Annotated in this window: 14 protein-coding genes; 6 read left to right on the forward strand and 8 right to left on the reverse strand. The window is 64.6% G+C overall.

All coding sequences use genetic code 11. The annotated features are described in order from the left end of the window. Nucleotides 1-154 precede the first annotated feature (154 nt). The 4 genes from XM53_RS18970 (at nucleotide 155) to XM53_RS18985 (ending at nucleotide 4,974) form a co-directional block, all read left to right on the forward strand. Entirely contained in the window at nucleotides 155-1,846 is a 1,692-nt protein-coding gene (locus tag XM53_RS18970; RefSeq protein WP_057796360.1) for a thiamine pyrophosphate-binding protein, read from the forward strand. A 61-nt stretch (nucleotides 1,847-1,907) separates the two neighbouring features. Beyond that, entirely contained in the window at nucleotides 1,908-2,891 is a 984-nt protein-coding gene (locus XM53_RS18975; RefSeq protein ID WP_057796221.1) for a tripartite tricarboxylate transporter substrate binding protein, read from the forward strand. A 67-nt stretch (nucleotides 2,892-2,958) separates the two neighbouring features. Next, the gene (locus tag XM53_RS18980) at nucleotides 2,959-3,465 is read left to right on the forward strand and encodes a tripartite tricarboxylate transporter TctB family protein (RefSeq protein ID WP_057796223.1); all 507 of its coding nucleotides are present in this window, start codon (nucleotides 2,959-2,961) and stop codon (nucleotides 3,463-3,465) included. 3 nt (nucleotides 3,466-3,468) lie between these two features. Further along, nucleotides 3,469-4,974, forward strand: a complete 1,506-nt coding sequence (locus XM53_RS18985) for a tripartite tricarboxylate transporter permease (protein WP_057796225.1) — start codon at nucleotides 3,469-3,471, stop codon at nucleotides 4,972-4,974. Between the two features lie 75 nt (nucleotides 4,975-5,049). Here the strand turns inward: XM53_RS18985 and XM53_RS18990 are convergent, their stop codons facing one another. The 8 genes from XM53_RS18990 to XM53_RS19025 all read right to left on the reverse strand — a co-directional run bounded on the left by XM53_RS18990 (nucleotide 5,050) and on the right by XM53_RS19025 (nucleotide 13,842). Next, nucleotides 5,050-7,083 (reverse strand): NADH:flavin oxidoreductase, encoded by a 2,034-nt coding sequence (locus tag XM53_RS18990; RefSeq protein ID WP_057796227.1) that lies wholly within the window; start codon nucleotides 7,081-7,083, stop codon nucleotides 5,050-5,052. A 67-nt stretch (nucleotides 7,084-7,150) separates the two neighbouring features. Next, a complete protein-coding gene (locus XM53_RS18995; RefSeq protein ID WP_057796229.1) occupies nucleotides 7,151-7,909 on the reverse strand; it encodes an amino acid ABC transporter ATP-binding protein in 759 nt (252 codons plus the stop codon). A 17-nt stretch (nucleotides 7,910-7,926) separates the two neighbouring features. Continuing rightward, entirely contained in the window at nucleotides 7,927-8,727 is an 801-nt protein-coding gene (locus tag XM53_RS19000; protein WP_057796231.1) for an amino acid ABC transporter permease, read from the reverse strand. Continuing rightward, on the reverse strand, nucleotides 8,724-9,470 hold the full coding sequence (locus XM53_RS19005; RefSeq protein ID WP_082631125.1) for an amino acid ABC transporter permease: 747 nt from the start codon (nucleotides 9,468-9,470) through the stop codon (nucleotides 8,724-8,726). The genes XM53_RS19000 and XM53_RS19005 overlap by 4 nt, the downstream gene beginning before the upstream one ends. A gap of 53 nt (nucleotides 9,471-9,523) precedes the next feature. Next, a complete protein-coding gene (locus XM53_RS19010; protein ID WP_057796233.1) occupies nucleotides 9,524-10,366 on the reverse strand; it encodes a transporter substrate-binding domain-containing protein in 843 nt (280 codons plus the stop codon). Further along, complete coding sequence (locus tag XM53_RS19015; protein WP_057796234.1) at nucleotides 10,366-11,913, reverse strand: FAD-dependent oxidoreductase; 1,548 nt, start codon at nucleotides 11,911-11,913, stop codon at nucleotides 10,366-10,368. Before XM53_RS19015 ends, XM53_RS19010 begins: the two co-directional genes overlap by 1 nt. An 88-nt stretch (nucleotides 11,914-12,001) precedes the next feature. After that, complete coding sequence (locus tag XM53_RS19020) at nucleotides 12,002-12,907, reverse strand: LysR substrate-binding domain-containing protein (RefSeq protein ID WP_057796236.1); 906 nt, start codon at nucleotides 12,905-12,907, stop codon at nucleotides 12,002-12,004. Further along, the gene (locus XM53_RS19025) at nucleotides 12,904-13,842 is read right to left on the reverse strand and encodes a LysR family transcriptional regulator (RefSeq protein ID WP_057796237.1); all 939 of its coding nucleotides are present in this window, start codon (nucleotides 13,840-13,842) and stop codon (nucleotides 12,904-12,906) included. The genes XM53_RS19020 and XM53_RS19025 overlap by 4 nt, the downstream gene beginning before the upstream one ends. Before the next feature lie 112 nt (nucleotides 13,843-13,954). Between XM53_RS19025 and XM53_RS19030 the strand changes: the two genes are divergently transcribed. Both XM53_RS19030 and XM53_RS19035 read left to right on the forward strand, forming a co-directional pair. Beyond that, the gene (locus tag XM53_RS19030) at nucleotides 13,955-14,656 is read left to right on the forward strand and encodes an HAD-IA family hydrolase (protein ID WP_057796239.1); all 702 of its coding nucleotides are present in this window, start codon (nucleotides 13,955-13,957) and stop codon (nucleotides 14,654-14,656) included. Beyond that, complete coding sequence (locus tag XM53_RS19035; RefSeq protein WP_057796241.1) at nucleotides 14,653-15,951, forward strand: NAD(P)/FAD-dependent oxidoreductase; 1,299 nt, start codon at nucleotides 14,653-14,655, stop codon at nucleotides 15,949-15,951. Before XM53_RS19030 ends, XM53_RS19035 begins: the two co-directional genes overlap by 4 nt. Nucleotides 15,952-15,971: the final 20 nt, after the last annotated feature.

Consider the following 15,971-nt stretch of genomic DNA (forward strand, 5'->3'; position numbering starts at 1 on the left):
TTCGTTACCTTGAAACATGATCCCTCAAAAGCCGTCTGTCCCAACCTACCCGGCACCGGAAAAATAGCAATTGCTTTGCGTACATTTCTGAATATGGTGCTGTATACAGATGTGTAGTATGCGTGATCGCGTGACAATGCAGGTGGGAGACAGGATGAGCAACTCGATGACAGGCGCGCAGGCCATGGTGAGAAGCCTCGAGGCCCATGGCGTGCGGCATATCTTTGGCCTGTGCGGTGACACGACGCTGCCGTTCTATGACGCGATGCTGCAACTGGATCACCCGATCAGCCATGTTCTGACCCGCGACGAACGCAGCGCGACCTACATGGCCGACGCCTATTCCCGCGTCACCGGCCGGGTGGGCGTCTGCGAGGGTCCGTCGGGCGGCGGCGCCACCTATATCCTGCCGGGCCTGATCGAGGCGAGCGAAAGTTCCTATGCCGTGCTGGGGATAACCACCGACGTGTCGGTCGCCAGCTATGGCCGCTATCCGCTGACCGAGGTGGACCAGGAGGCGCTGATGCGTCCCCTGACCAAGTGGAACACCGTGATCAAACGCGCCGATCATATCCCTCGCATGGTGCGGCAGGCGTTCCGCGCGATGACCACGGGGCGGTCCGGCGCGGCGCATCTAGGGCTGCCCTATGACATTCAGTATGACGACGTCCCCGCCGACGATGTCTGGGCCGATCCGCAGCTGGCCAGCTATCCGGCCTATCGCACCGGCCCGGAACAAGGCGCGGTCGAGGCGGCGCTGGATGCGATCCTGTCGGCGAAATCGCCGCTGATCGTCTGCGGCGGCGGCGTGGTGATCTCTGGTGGCATGGAAGAGCTGGACCGGCTTGCCACGCGGCTCGACATCACCGTGGCCACCTCGATTTCCGGTCAGGGCAGCCTGGCCGAGACGCATCCCAACTGCCTGGGCGTGGTGGGCAGCAACGGCGGCACGGACGAGACCTGGGAGGCGATGGCGAATGCCGATCTGGTCGTTTTCATGGGCTGCCGGGCCGGATCGACCACCACGTCGCGGTGGGAAGCGCCCAAGCCCGGCACGCGCGTCGTGCATTGCGATGTCGATCCGATGGTGATCGGGGCCGTGCTTCCGACCGAGGTGGGCGTGGTGGGCGACCTGCGCATGACCCTTGCCGCGATGAACGCCGAGCTGGACCGCCGCGGCCAGGGCGCCGACACCTTCGGCGGGGCCGCGGCCATCGCCGACATCCACAAGCGCAAGTTCGACAAGTTCCGCGCGCTGGCCCAGTCCGACGCGACGCCGATCAAGCCCGAACGCGTTATCGCGACCCTGCAAGCCGTGCTGCCCGAGGATGCGACCGTGGTGTCGGACCCTGGCACATCCTGCCCCTATTTCTCGTCCTATTACCAGCTGCCCAAACCCGGCCGGCATTTCATAACCAACCGGGCGCATGGCGCTCTGGGCTATGCCCTGTCGGCCTCGCTGGGCGCATGGTTCGGTCGGCCCACGTCCAAGGTCGTTGGTCTGATGGGCGACGGGTCGTTCGGGTTTACCTGCGGCGAGCTGGAAACCGTGACGCGCTGCCGGGCGCCGATCACCTATATCGTGTTCTCCAACGCCAATTTCGGCTGGATCAAGGCCAGCCAGCATGACGATTGCGGGGCGCGGTACTATAACGTGGATTTCAACCGGGTCGACCAAGCCGCCGTGGCCGCCGCATACGGCGTCAAGTCGTGGCGGGTCGAGGACCCGGCCAAACTGGAAGGCGTCCTGCGCGAGGCCATCGCGCATGATGGACCAACGCTGGTCGATATCGTCTGCCAGCCGCTGGAAGAAGCCAAGGCGCCTGTCCGCCGCTGGATGGGCTGACCTTACGACGCCCCCGGATCGTGCCGGGGGTCACAACGAAAACCAACAGGGAGAAAAGCAAATGCTCAAATTCACTCGCAGAACGGCCGCCTTGGCGGCGCTGGCCATTGCCATGCCGCTGGGCGGCGCCATGGCGCAAGACTATCCCAGCAAGGATATCACCCACATCATGCCCTGGAGCGCGGGCGGCGGCACCGACACCGTCATGCGGACCTTCATGAACTTCGCCGAAGAGACGCTGGGCGTGGGCATCAACACCCAGAACATCACCGGCGCCCAAAGCGGCATCGGCACGCTGCGCCTGATGAAGGCGCGCCCGGACGGCTATACCATCGGCTCGCTGACATGGGACAGTGTGATTACCGTGCCCTTTTACGACCTCGTGCCGGGCTATAACACCGACGAGCTGGAATACCTCGCCTCGGTCACGGTGCACCCCACCGTGCTGGCAGTCAGCGCGGACTCGCCCTACGAGACGCTGGAAGATTTCATTGCCGCCGCCAAGGAAGCGCCCGGCACGCTGTCGATCTCGAACGTGGGCAGCGGCGGGGTGTGGCACCTGCCTGCGCTGGACCTTGCCGATGCGACGGGGATCGAGGTGAACCACGTGCCCTACCCCGACGGATCGGGCCCCCAGCGCGAGGCGCTATTGTCGGGCGAAACCGACGCGGCCTCGCTCAGCGCATCGGCGGTCTACTCGGCGGTGGAATCGGGACAGGCCCGCGTGCTGGGCGTCATGGGCACCGAGCGCAGCGAATTCCTGCCCGACGTGCCCACCATGACCGAACTTGGCTATGACGTGGTCTGGGGCAGCTTCCGCCTGATCGCGGCACCCAAGGGGATCGACGCAGCGCAGAAGGATGTCCTTGAAAAAGGCTTTGCCGCGGTGTTCGAAATGCCCGAATTCCAGGCCAAGGCCGAGGAAACGGCGATGGGGGCGGTCTACATGAACGCCGAGGAAACCACCGCCTATGTCGAAGCGTCGCAACAAAAGGCCTTTGCCCTTATCGACAATCTGATCGAGCAGGGTATCCTCGAGAAGTAAGCCCACGGGCGGGGCGCCGGCAAAGGACGCGCCCCGCCGCCTGCCCCGCGCGAAGGACGCCCCTAGAATGACCGGAATTGCCCGCCCGAACGGACAAGCGATCTTTGCGTTGGTGCTGCTGGTGCTGACCTCGGTCTATTCCAGCCAGATCTTCAAGCTGGGCCTGCCCTTCGAGAACGGTGTCGAACCCGGCGCGTCGTTCCTGCCGATCGTGCTGAGTGCGATCATGTATGTGGGCGCCCTGCGCATTCTGCTGGTCGAGCTGCGGCGGGGCCGCGCCGAGACTGCCGATGCGCGTCCGCAGTCTGACACCGTGCCCGCCGTGACGGTGCTGGGGCCACTGGTCGTGATCGCGGCCACCGCGCTTTTCGCCTACGGGCTTGAACGGGTGGGCTATTTTGTGGCCGCCGGGGCCTATACCTTTGTTGTCGCGCTTTACTTCAATTTCGAGGACAGCGGCAGGCCGGTTTACGCGCTGGTCCTGTCGGCGATCACGGCGCTGGCGGTCACGCTGTTCGGCTGGGCGTTCTTCGTCTGGCTGTTCGAGCTGACCCTGCCCGGCTGGAACCTCTAGACCATGCTGGAGCTTGCAGGCGGTTTCTCGGCCCTATTCGCACCTTGGCCGTTTCTCTATCTCGTCGGTGGCTTCCTGCTGGGCCTCCTCTTTGGCGCCATTCCCGGCCTGACGGCGACGCTGGCCATCGCGCTACTGCTGCCGTTCACCTTCGGGATGGAGGTAACGAACGCGCTGATCATGGTCATGGGTATCTACATGGCCGGCATATATGCCGGGTCGATCACCGGCATCACGCTGAACATTCCCGGCGCGCCCTCGGGCGCGATCACCAGCATCGACGGGCACGCGCTTATGAAAAAGGGGCATGGCGCACAGGCGCTGAGCCTTGATGCCTTCGCATCGTCCGTGGGCGGCATGATCGGGGCGCTGGTGCTGATGATGCTGGCCCAGCCGATCAGCCAGCTCGCGCTGCTGTTCCGCACGCCCGAGAAATTCTCGCTGGTGCTGCTGGCGGTCGTTACGGTGACCATCGTGTCGCGCGGATCGCTGTGGCGCGCGACCATCGCGATGACGCTGGGCCTGATGATCTCGACCGTGGGGATCGACCCGATGGTCCCCAAGGGACGGTTCGATTTCGGCAGCTACCACCTTGTCGAAGGGATCGGCCTGCTGCCCGCCGTGATCGGCCTCTTTGCCATCTGCGAGCTTCTGGTGCAGGCGGCCACGCCCGCGCGCAACGCCATGGGCGTGGCGGTGGCCGAACTGCCGCGCCTGCGGCACCGCGATTTCATCCCCGATTTCCGTATCATCCGAGAGATCGGCGCGTTTCTTTACCTGAAAAGCTCGGTCATCGGGGTGCTGATCGGGATGCTGCCCGGCGGCGGGGCCGCCATGGCATCGTTCATCGCCTATGCCGAGGCCAAGCGCACGGCCAAGCGGCCCGAGGCGTTCGGCGACGGTTCGCACGAAGGTCTGGCGGCGTCGGAATCCGCCAATAACGCCATGTGTGGCGGGGCGATCATCCCGCTGCTGACGATGGGCATCCCGGGCGACGCGGTCACCGCGATCATCTTCGGCGTGCTACTGATCCATGGTCTTGTGCCCGGTCCCGGCCTGCTGGTCGACCACACGGCCACCATCGCGCCGATGTTCGCCGCGCTCTTCGTCGCGTCGGCCTTTGTCATGGTGTCGGTCGTGGCCTTCGGGCCGTTCTACCTGCGGCTGGCGCGGATCAACCGTGGGATGCTTTACGCCTTCATCGCGCTGGTTTCGATGGCGGGTGTCTATGCCTCGTCCTTTTCGGGGTTCCAGATGTGGATGGCGCTGGCAATCGGCATCTTCGCCTTCGCGCTACGCCGTTTCGACTATCCCGTGGTTCCGATGCTGATGGGTGTGATCCTTGGCCCGTACCTCGAAGAGTTCCTGCGCCGCTCGCTGATCGTCTCCAAGGGCGATCCGACGATCTTTGTGACCAGCCCCTTCAGCCTGCTGTTCCTTCTTTTGACATTGGTGTTCATCTGGCTTTTGCGGCTCAGGCCGTCGGCCCGGGCGGGCTCAACCGGATAGAGTCGCCTTATTTTGTCTGGATAACCAACGCGGTCAATCCAAGCCCTTGGAAACCACAAGCCGGATCACCCCCACCTAAGCCACTGAACAAAGGCGCAACGCGTCGTAAACCGCCGCGTGAATGTTTCGCGACGCCTGCGCATCGCCGATCCGATGCAGTTCGAACCCTTGGCCCTTTCTGGGTTGCGCGCGAAGCTCCTTCAAAGCGTGAAGATCCGTGACGCCGCCATTTGCAGACTGGTCACGAAGCTCCTCGAACAGCTCGTTCATCGGGATCGTGCCCATTTCGACGATGACTTGGTCGAAAAGCTGAGCCTCGGTGACGTGGGTCAGCTCATTCATCAGCGTCGCCTCCAGTTTGTTGCCCTTGCGAACGACGCCGGTCAGCCGCAGATTGCCTTCGGGGCGCAGGCCTGTTCTTGCGAATTCCTTGTGCCATCGGGTGGACTCCGGATAAGCAAGATCCTGGCCTATAGTCACGTCGATGGTCGTCAGGCGCACTTTGGCACCGTCCGCCTGCGCCGCGTGGGCGGCCAGAAGCGCCGGATGCCGGCCCGTATTGTCCCAGATCAGAACATCGCTTGCGGGTTTGACCTGCCGTCCCACGAGATCCCACGCGGATAAAACGAGATCGCTGCCGGAACCGAAGTCGGTTTGCGGGATACCCCCCGTCGCAAGGATGACCAGATCGGGCTCGAGGGCCGCAATACTGTCACTGTCCATGAAGCGGTTGCAGTCAATCGAGACGCCCAGTGCCTCCAGCTCGGCAAGCCGCCAGTCGATGATCCCGATGAGGTCGCGCCGCCAGTCCGACGCCGCAAGCAGCACCTGCCCGCCAGGCTGCGCGGCGGCCTCGAAGACCTGTACCTCATGCCCGCGCTCGGCGAGCACGCGGGCGGCTTCCAGCCCAGCCGGCCCCGCCCCCACGACAACCGCCCTGCGCGAAGTTGCTGCGCGCTCGATCCGATGGCCGATGGTTAACTCCCTCCCGGTCGACGCATTGTGCAGACATTTCGGGCGATGCTGCGATTGGCAATGACCCGCTCCGACGCAGGGGCGCACGCGGTGCTCTTCGCCGCGCATCAGCTTGGCCACCATGTGCGGATCGGCGATCTGCGGACGCGTCAGCCCCGCCATGTCGATATGCCCCTCTGAAACGGCAAACCGCGCCGACGCAAGGTCCGACAGCTTGGCGGCATGAAAGACCGGCAGCGTCACCTCGCGCTTGAACCGACCCACCGCAGCCACCCACGGTGCCGCGGGCGCGCCCATGCCGGGGAACACCTCTTCGGACAGTGAGCGCGATGTGTCCATGGACCCGAAAAGCGCGTTGAAGAAATCCACCGCGCCCTCGCGCTCGAGTATCTGCGCCGCCGCGATGCAGTCCTCGGCCGACAACTCCCCGTCGACACCCTCGTCCACGACATAGCGCATCCCGACAACGAAATCGTCGCTGACATTGCGGCGGATCTCCTCGTGCACCATCAGCGCGAACCGCACCCGGTTTTCCAGCGACCCGCCGAAACGGTCGGTGCGATGGTTGGTCTTGGGCGACAAGAACTGCCCGATGATATGCCCCGAGGCCAGCGTCTCGATCCCGTCAAGCCCGCCCTCCTCGCAGCGCCGCGCGGCCTGCCCATAGGCTTTGACGACGCGGTCGATGTCGTGCTCATCCATCTCGCGCGGGATGCCACGGTGCAGCGTCTCGCGAATGGGCGACGGGCCGATCGCGGGCATCCAGTCCTGCGCATAGGGATCGCCCCGCCGGCCCAGGTGGGTGATCTGGCACATAAGAGCGGCACCCTGCGCGTGCATCCGTTCCGCGAAACGCTGGAAATGCGGGATGATCGCATCGGTCCCGACATTGAGCTGCTGAAAGATATTGGGGCTGTCCACGTCCACGTTCGACGACCCGCCGAACATCGACAGGCCAATGCCGCCCCGCGCCTTTTCCTCGTGATAGGCTTGGTAGGCCTCCTGCGGCAGGCCGTCCTTTTCCAGCCCGCAGGCGTGCGACGTGCTCAGGATCCGGTTGCGCAGCACCAGCTTCTTCAGCTCAAGCGGTTGCAGCAGCGGGTCCTTGGCGCGAACGGGGCTTTGATCGGTCATGGAGATCTCCGGTTGAACAGGGCCGGTCCGGCCACGGTGTTGTGCAGCGGGCAGCGTCGTGTGCGTGTCAAAGAACCTTTGACAGGAATTCCTGCGTCCGCGGGTCCTGGGGCGCATCGAAAATCTGCGCCGGCGGGCCGCTTTCGACGATCCGCCCGGCATCGGTGAAATAGACCCGGTCCGAGATTTCCCGCGCGAACCCCATTTCGTGGGTGACCAACATGCAGGTCATCCCGTCCGTCGCCAGGTCCTTGATGGTCATCAGCACCTCCTTGACCGTCTCGGGGTCAAGCGCGGCTGTCACCTCGTCGAACAACATCACGTCGGGCCGCATACACAGGCTGCGCGCGATGGCGACGCGCTGCTGCTGACCGCCCGACAGCTCCGCCGGATAAGCGTCTTCCTTGTCGCGCAGCTTGACCTTTTCCAGCAGCGTGCGGGCGCGCGCCTCGACCTCGCTGCGGTTCTCCTTCAGCACCAGAAGCGGCGCCATCATCACGTTTTCTAGCACAGTGCGATGCGGAAACAGGTTGTATTGCTGGAACACGATGCCGACCTTGCGCCGCAGCGCCAGCTTGTCCAGCTTGGCGTCATGCACCTCGATCCCCTCGACCTTGACCGACCCTTTGCTGACAGGGGTCAGCCCGTTGATCGTGCGAATGAGCGTGGACTTGCCCGACCCCGACGGGCCGATGATGCAGACCACCTCACCCTTCATCACCTCGATGTCGATGCCCTTGAGCACCTCGAACGTGCCAAAACTCTTGTGTACGTCATGCAGCGCCACGATGGGCTGCGCCTCGGTCCAATTCTCGTTGCGTGGCATGGTGGTCGGGTCTCCTGTCAGGACGCCGCGGCGAAGCGTTTCTCAAGCCGGCGGGTGTAAAGCGATATCGGGTAGATGAAGACGAAGAAGATCGTCATCAGGAAAAGGTAGAACGGGATCAGGAACTCGGGGCGCGAGCCGGCCGCCTCCATCGCCGCCTGGGTGTTGCCCAGCGCCTCATCGACGCCAAGGATCGCGGCCATCGGCGTCATCAGCGTCAAAAGGGCGTACCAGTTCATCCACGGCGGCATCATCCGGCGGATACATTGCGGCAGGATGATGTGCCGCAGGGTCTGCCCGCGCGTCATGGCCAAGCTGTCGGCGCTTTCCCATTGGCCGGTGGGGATCGACATCACCGCACCGCGCAGGATTTCCGAGATATTGGCCATGACCGGCAGCGCGAAACCGAAGGTCGCCTTGACCCAGTCCGGGATCAGGATGCGTTCGCCCCCCGGCAGGGTGATCTGGAACGGCACCAGCAGCATGATGGCGAACAGGATCACCAGCCAGGGCGAGTTGCGAAACAGATGCGTCACCAGCTTGGCGGGCACCCGGATCAGCGCCAGCGGGCTGATCTGCATGAAGCCCAGAATCACGCCCGTCACCGTGGCGAACGCCATGGCCAGGACGCTCATCAGCAGGTTCAGGCCAAAACCCTTGAGGATGAAGGGCATCCACGTCACCAGCGAGTCCAGCGCGCTGGGGCGCGCGGCAGCCTCGTCCTGCGCCACGGCGGCCAGGCTGGCGGCAAGGCACAGGCACGCGGCCAGCACCGGCGCGCGCCATGTCAGTCGGGATACGGTCCAGCCTTCGGTCATTGTCCGTACCCCGGCAGCGCCAGCCGACGCTCAATCATCGTCATGACCCGCGCGATGATCGCGACCAGAACGATGTAATAGGCGAAAAGAAGCACCATCATTTCCGGTACGTTCACGCTATCCGACCAGATTCCGCTCAGCGAATATGTGATCTCGGGCACCGCGATCACATAGGCCAGCGACGATGTCTTGGCCAAAGAGATGATGTTGTTCGTCAGCGCCGGCAGGCAGATGCGGAACGCCAGCGGCAGCGTCACGTAGACGAAGATCTGAAACCCCGAGAAGCCCAGCGATTCCGCGGCCTCTTTCGTCGAGTCCGGCACCGCCTCGACACCCGAGCGGAAGATCTCGACATTGTAGCTGCCGCCGAAGATCCCGATGGCGATGACCGCCCAGCCGAAGGAGCCGATCATCGGCTCGTACCAGCCGCCCATGTCCACCTGTGGCGTGATCGCGCCAAGGCCGAAGTAGAAGAACAACAATTGCACGATGGGCGGCGTGTTGCGGAAGACCTCGATATAGGCCGCAACCAGCCCTCGCACCAGCTTCAGCCGCGAGGTCTGCGCGCCCGCCCCCACCACGCCGATCACCAGCGACAGCGCGATGATGGCCGCGATCAGCTTGACCGACACGGTCATGCCCTCGACCAGACGGCCCCAGTCGTAGGAATCGTAGAACGGTGAAAAGTTGAGTCCCGTCGTCTCGTTGAGACGCTCGAAGAACGGTGCGATCAGGTCCAGCACGAATAATATCCCGTCAGTGGTTCGGATAGGGGGGCTTGCGCCCCCCGCCTCGATCAATTCTCCAGGTAGGAATCGTCGTACTGAAGGGACTCGTTCATCTCGGCCAGCCAGGGCGACGGCTTCACGCCCCACTTTTCCTCAAGCGCGATCAGCGTACCTTCCTTGTGCCAGTTATAGGCCATGCCGGCCAGGAACGCGCCCCAGATGCCGTCCTTTTCCTCCAGCGGCACCGCGGCGCCCCAGGGATTTGAAAATACCGTGTCGACGGGCATTTCATAGCCTTCCCACTCGCCGCTGGCGAGGTCCGCCGCGATCGACGTGTCGTCATAGACCCAGGCCACGCACTTGCCCGAACGCAGCGCCTCCTTGGCCTCGGTGTTGCCACCAAAGGCCACCACGTCGGCGCCGAATTCGACCTCGGCGATCTTGTTGTAGAACACGCCCTGCTTGCCGCAGACCGGCTTGCCCTCGATATCGTCCCAGGACGAGATCACGCCTTCCTTGGCCATCAGCGTCGGGCCCGAGGTCCAGTAGGCCGGCTCGACGATGCCGACGATCTCGCGGCGGTCGGGACGGTCCGACATTGCGCCGATCAGCAGGTCAATCTTGCCCTGTTGCAGAAACTCCATGCGGTTGGCCGAGGAAATGACCACGGTTTCCAGCTCTACGCCCATGCGGTCGGCGACTGTCTGCGCCAGGTCCACCTCGATGCCCTGCACGGCACCGTCCGGCGCACGAAAGGCCCACGGCTTGAATGCACCCTGCACACCCACGCGCAGCACGCCGCGCTCCAGCACGTCCTTGAAGCGGTCGTTCGATACCTCCTGGGCCTGCCCCGCCGTGGCGGTCACCGTCGCCAGTGCAAGTGTTCCCAGCATCTTGTTCATCTTGGTCATCAGTCTCTCCTTGTTGGGGTTTGGTCTTGTTTACTGTCGGATAGTCGCGGTTCGGTCCTGCGGTCCGACGGCACGCAGAACTCGGTTTCCTGCCGGGCAAGAAAGGCATCGACCTGGGCGTCTCTTTCCGCTTCGGTCCAGCCGAACAGCGGCGCCACCTCCTCGGCGACGCGCGCCGCCTCCTCTCGGCTGACCAGCCCGCGCCAGATCGCCCCGGTGCGCCGGGTCAGAACGGCATAAAGGTCGGGTGCGTGTTCGTGGGTCACGGCAAACCTGGCCGGGGGGTGGTTGGCGCGCGACACCTTGGGTCGCCCGGTGGCATCGCCTTGTGTCGCGGGACTGATACGGCCCTTGACCTCGCGCAGCATCTGGCGCCCGCCGCTGCGGTGGCTCATCACCGGACCGGCCGTCATCGCCAGCACGTTCTGAAACCCCTGTTGCGCCAGGTCGTGGACCCGGCGTTCGCGCGCGCCCATCGGACGCGCGGGGTCATCTGTCAAAGGCCGTACACCGGCCCAGCACTGTTCCACATCCTTAATCGTCAGTCCCAGCCCAGGCAGCAGGTGGTTCGCCTCGGCCAGCAGGAACGCAATATCCTCTTGGTCGGCATGAGCCTGCCGCGCATCGCCCTCGAACGGCGTTTCGGTCGGTCCGAAATAGAATCGGCCCTGCCCCAGCGGCAGGCCATAAAACGGGTGCCCGCCACGATGCAGCGTGGCGATGCCGCGATCGGCAAACCCCTCGGGCAGGCGCAGGATGATATGCGCCCCCTTGGTCCCGCGGATCAGCCGCTTGCCAAAGGTACCGACGTCGTCGGCCCAGCTGCCGGCCATGTTCAGCACCACGCGGGCGCGCACCTCGCCGCTGCTGCGCAGCCCGTCCAACGCCACGCGCCAGGCGCCGTCGCTGTCTCGCGCGCGCAGCCGGGCCCGGGTCATGACGCGGATGTCCGCGCCGCACGCCTCGGCCTCCAGCACGTTCTCGACACACAGCCGCTCGGGCGCCTCGAAAAGATACTCGCGAAAGCTGACCATCCCGCGCAATCGCGACTGGTCGCGCAGGTGACGCCCGATGGGATGCGCCCGCGCCGCGTCGGCGTCCAGCACCATTCGGTCCAGCGGCGGCTCCGTTGGGCCAAGCAATCCCAGCAGGCGCAGACCCGCATCCAGCTGCCAGCGTTGAAACGGCCCGTCTCGCCACACCGGAAACGACAGCTCGATCGCGCGCGTCTCGACGGTCTCGTCCTGCGACAGCTCCGCCCGCGCGCGCATCGCATCACGCGCCATGCGCAGAGCTCGGACAAACCGGACCGGATGGCGCAGCGCGTTCTTCACGGGCTTTGGCGACTCCAGATACCGCAAGCCGCAATGCAACATCCGCGACGAACGCCCGCTCGCGCCCGCGCCCAGATCTTCGGCCTCCGCCAGCAGCACGGAATACCCCGCCCGCGCCAGTTCACGCAGCGCCGAGGTGCCGTTGATGCCGCCGCCGATGACGACCACGTCGAAGTCCGTTTGCGCGGTAACAGGGCCGGGTTGCTGATTCATGGACGGCATTAAGACCCCGCCGCCATTAGAATCAAAATGCAAAGTTCTGCTTTCAATATGCACCATACGCATACCGAGAGCGCACCGCCTACGGTATCAGTGCAAGCACCTCGTCACGCAGCTCTTCGGCATGACCGATCAATTCCGTGGCCAGCACCGTGGGGGTCCGCGTGTCCGGCCGCAGCAGCGCGAACCGGCATGGAATCTGCGGCCGGAACGGGCGATATACGATGCCGGGATGCGGGTTGGCCCAGGCCGTGAACGGGTCGACGAAAGCCAGCCCCAGCCCCCGCTTGACCATGTTGCACATCGGTGCCGACATCGTGCTTTCGATGATCTGCCGCGGGATGATCCCCGCGCCCTGCATGATGTCGTCGATAATCCGGCGGGCCGACACCGACACGGTCCATCCGACCAGCCGTTCGTCGTGCAGATGCTCGGGGCGCACCGCCTCTTCGTCTGCCAATGGATGGCCCGCGGGCACGGCCGCGACATAGGCGGTGTCCGCGAAGATCCGCGTGCCAAACCCGTGCAGCTGAAACGGCGTCTCGGCCAGCCCGAAATCGACCTGCTGTGTCGCGACCCATTTCTCGACGCTGACCGACATTCGCACGTTCAGCTTGACATGCGCCTGCGGGCGCTCCCGTGAAAACCGTGCAATGACCTCGGGCATGAAATCCAGCCCCAACGCCGGAAGCGCCGCGATCCGCACGCCGCCATCCTGCCCCTCTTCCATCCGCCGGCTGAAATCGTCCAGCGACGCCAGCGACACGAACAGCCGCTCGACCTCGTCCAGCAGCAGATGCGCCGCGTGGGTGGGCACGACCCGCCCCTTGCGCCGCTCGAACAGCTTGACGCCCACGCTGCTTTCCAGCTTGTCGATCATCCGGCTGACCGCCGGTTGGCTGCGGCCCAGATCGTCAGCGGCGCCCGACATGGTGCCGGTGCGCATCACCACCTGAAAGGCTTCATAGATCGACGGATGCAGCCTCATGCCTGTCCCCCCGGCGTCAGAAGCGTCTCGACACCCAGCGCCGGATAACGGCGGGCGATCTGTCTCAGGTCCGCCTGCATCTGATCGACCAGCCAGTCTCGGACGGCGTGCACGACCTCCCTGTGCGGCCCGTCGGCCCGGGTCAGCAGACGGCAGTCCCGCCCGGGCAGGACCATCTCTTCGACCGCCGGCACAAGGCGCTCCTCGTTCATCCAGTAGCTCACGATATTCATCCAACCCGCGGCAATGCCCTGCCCCACCAGCGCCGCCTGCACCACTACGGCGTAATCGGAAAACGCCAGCTGCGACTCTCGCCGCTGGTGGGTGCCAGGCATCCGCGAGGCCACGCCCTCGGCCGCCGTTCCGTCAAGGCGGATCAGGGCCGGTCCACCCTCAGGCGGCGGATCAAGATAACTCGGCGCGCAGACCGGAACATACGCTTCACGCATGACAAACCATCCCGTGCTGTCTGAAGGACCACCATATCGCATGGCAATATCGACGCCGCCCGTCGGCCCGGTGACCGGCCCCGGGATCAGCTGAAACCGCAGATCGACGTCCGAGAACGCCTTTTGAAACGTCGCGATCCGCGGCATCAGCCAATGCGTCGTAAAGGCCGTCGAAACCGATAATGTGACCTGCGCCTTGCCCGTGCGCCGCTCCTGTAACTGGTCCAGAACGCCGTCAATCTGCGAGAACGCCGATTCAACGACTTTTTTCAATAATATACCGTCCTCGGTTAATCGTGCTCCGGGTTTGCCGCGCAAAAACAGTCGCGCGCCCAGATGCTGCTCCAGCCCCGCGAGCGTCCGGCTGACGGCAGGCTGCGTCACATTCAACTCTTCCGCCGCCCGTGTGAAATTCTCATGCCGCGCGGCCGCCTCGAAAACGAAGAGCGCATTGGCAGAGGGCAGTTTGCGTCGCAGTCCTTCCATGATTTGACGTTATGGAAAGCCTCAGGATTTGGCAATTGCCCAATTGGGCCCATCTGCCTCATGGTCGTATCGGACACAAACGCCCGGACGGGCCATCACCACGAGGCTTTTCATGGATTTTTCCCCCTTCAAGGTCCTGACATTCGACATTGTCGGCACCTGCATCGACTTTGAAAAAGGCGTTCTGGACGCCGTGCGCCGAATCGGTGGCGACGCCGCCGCCAACCTGTCCGACGACGACATCTTCGGGCCCTACATGGCGGGCCGCGCCCGCAACAAGGGCCGGTCGAGCGAATCCTATGCCGGTGTCTACATGCACCTCGCGCAGGAACTGGGCCTGCCCGCGACCCAAGACGCCGCCCGCGACTTTCAGCTGTCCGTGCTGGAATGGCCCGCCTTCGCCGATTCGGCCCAGGCCCTGGCCCGGCTGCGCACGCGCTTTCATCTCGTCGCCATGACAATTGCCGACCGCACGGCCTATTCCGCCTATGCGCACCGGCTTGGTCTTCCGTTCCACGACTCGGTGACTGTGGACGAGGCGCAGTTCCCCAAGCCGGACCCCCGGTTCTTTGCCTACACCCGCGGGCGGCTCTCTGCGCACGGTTACAAACAAAGCGAGATCCTGCACGTCGCACAAAGCCAGCACCACGACATCGGCGTGGCGAAATCCCTGCGTTACGCCACCTGCTGGATCGAACGGCGGCATGATCAGGACGGCTACGGCGCCTCGCCGGAACCGGAGACCTTCACCGAACCGGATCTGCGCCTGCCCAGCCTCGGCGCGTTGGCCGATAAGGTTTTTGGGACCGCATGACGCGCCTCCCGGCTCCCGCGCCGTCGCTGTGGCGCAGCGAGGCCCCGCCCCTCGCCGATTTTCCGGCTCTGGCACAGGACACCGCCTGTGACATAGCAATCGTGGGCGGCGGCTATACCGGCCTGCACGCCGCCCTGACCTTTGCCGAGGCGGGCCTGTCCGTCGCCGTACTCGAGGCCGGCGAGCCCGGTATCGGCGGCAGCGGGCGGAACGGCGGCGTGGTCAATGCCAAGTTTCGCCGCGGCTTCGGCGACATCGCACGGTCTCATGGGCTGGACATGGCAAAGCGGATGCACGCCCTCGCCACGGGCAGTTTCGACCACGTCTGCGAAACCGTCGACAGGTACGATCTGACTGATGCGGGCTTTCGCAAATCGGGCACGTTGAAATGCGCGCATTCCCGCAAAGCGTTCGATCACGCCCGGGCCGAGGCCGACTGGCTGCGCAACACGATGGGCGACACCGGCGTACATATCCTGGAGGCCGACGCCGTCGCCGAGGAAACGGGAACCCGCAGTTTTGTCGGTGGCGTCCTGCAAGACGGTGCGGGCACCATCCAGCCGCTGGCCTATCTGCGCGCCCTTTGGCGCACAGCGCAATCGCGGGGCATAGATCTCTATGCCAATACGCCCGTCCAATCGGTCACGGCGGAGGGTCGAAAGGTCCGCCTTGCGACACCGTCCGCATCCGTGCTTGCCGACCGCGTGCTACTGGCGACCAATGCCTATTCCTGGCTGACGTCGGCGGCAAAGCCCGTCGCGCGCAGTCTCGTGCCTTTCCGTAGCGCGATGATCGCGACCGAACCGCTGCCGGATGAGCTAAACACACGCCTGCTGCACAAATCCCGCAGCTATAACGAGACCCGACGCATGATGCGCTGGTTCCGCAAGGTCGACGGTCGCGTGGTGTTTGGCGGTCGTGGCGCGCTGGGCGCCGTCGAATCCCCTGCTGCGTTCCGCCGGCTAGAACGCGCCATGGTCAAGATTTTCCCCGAACTGGCGGACATACCGATCGCCTACCGCTGGTCCGGCCAGGTCGCGCTGACCTTCGATGGCCTGCCGCAGGCGGGCTTTCTGTCGGACCGCGTGGCCTATGCGGCTGGGTTCAATGGTGCTGGCGTCGCCATGTCGGGCTATGTCGGCGATCAGATGGGGCGCCGCATGACAGGCCAGCCACACGACCTGGGCCTGATCGCCCGCGAAGGTATCCCGAAGATCCCGTTCTATCCTATGCGCGCCATCGCGGTACGTGCCACGACATTCTGCTACGAAATGCTCGACGCCGCGGGCCTATGACACCCGCGGCGTCGCGCGTG

It is taken from the genome of Roseovarius atlanticus (assembly GCF_001441615.1).
GTDB lineage: Bacteria > Pseudomonadota > Alphaproteobacteria > Rhodobacterales > Rhodobacteraceae > Roseovarius > Roseovarius atlanticus.

Excerpts from the sequence above, each read along its gene's own strand:
- XM53_RS18970 (WP_057796360.1), top strand. The coding sequence starts at position 155 with ATGAGCAACTCGATGACAGGCGCGCAGGCCATGGTGAGAAGCCTCGAG.
- XM53_RS18975 (WP_057796221.1), top strand. The coding sequence starts at position 1,908 with ATGCTCAAATTCACTCGCAGAACGGCCGCCTTGGCGGCGCTGGCCATT.
- XM53_RS18980 (WP_057796223.1), top strand. The coding sequence starts at position 2,959 with ATGACCGGAATTGCCCGCCCGAACGGACAAGCGATCTTTGCGTTGGTG.
- XM53_RS18985 (WP_057796225.1), top strand. The coding sequence starts at position 3,469 with ATGCTGGAGCTTGCAGGCGGTTTCTCGGCCCTATTCGCACCTTGGCCG.
- XM53_RS18990 (WP_057796227.1), bottom strand. The coding sequence starts at position 7,083 with ATGACCGATCAAAGCCCCGTTCGCGCCAAGGACCCGCTGCTGCAACCG.
- XM53_RS18995 (WP_057796229.1), bottom strand. The coding sequence starts at position 7,909 with ATGCCACGCAACGAGAATTGGACCGAGGCGCAGCCCATCGTGGCGCTG.
- XM53_RS19000 (WP_057796231.1), bottom strand. The coding sequence starts at position 8,727 with ATGACCGAAGGCTGGACCGTATCCCGACTGACATGGCGCGCGCCGGTG.
- XM53_RS19010 (WP_057796233.1), bottom strand. The coding sequence starts at position 10,366 with ATGACCAAGATGAACAAGATGCTGGGAACACTTGCACTGGCGACGGTG.
- XM53_RS19015 (WP_057796234.1), bottom strand. The coding sequence starts at position 11,913 with ATGAATCAGCAACCCGGCCCTGTTACCGCGCAAACGGACTTCGACGTG.
- XM53_RS19020 (WP_057796236.1), bottom strand. The coding sequence starts at position 12,907 with ATGAGGCTGCATCCGTCGATCTATGAAGCCTTTCAGGTGGTGATGCGC.
- XM53_RS19025 (WP_057796237.1), bottom strand. The coding sequence starts at position 13,842 with ATGGAAGGACTGCGACGCAAACTGCCCTCTGCCAATGCGCTCTTCGTT.
- XM53_RS19030 (WP_057796239.1), top strand. The coding sequence starts at position 13,955 with ATGGATTTTTCCCCCTTCAAGGTCCTGACATTCGACATTGTCGGCACC.
- XM53_RS19035 (WP_057796241.1), top strand. The coding sequence starts at position 14,653 with ATGACGCGCCTCCCGGCTCCCGCGCCGTCGCTGTGGCGCAGCGAGGCC.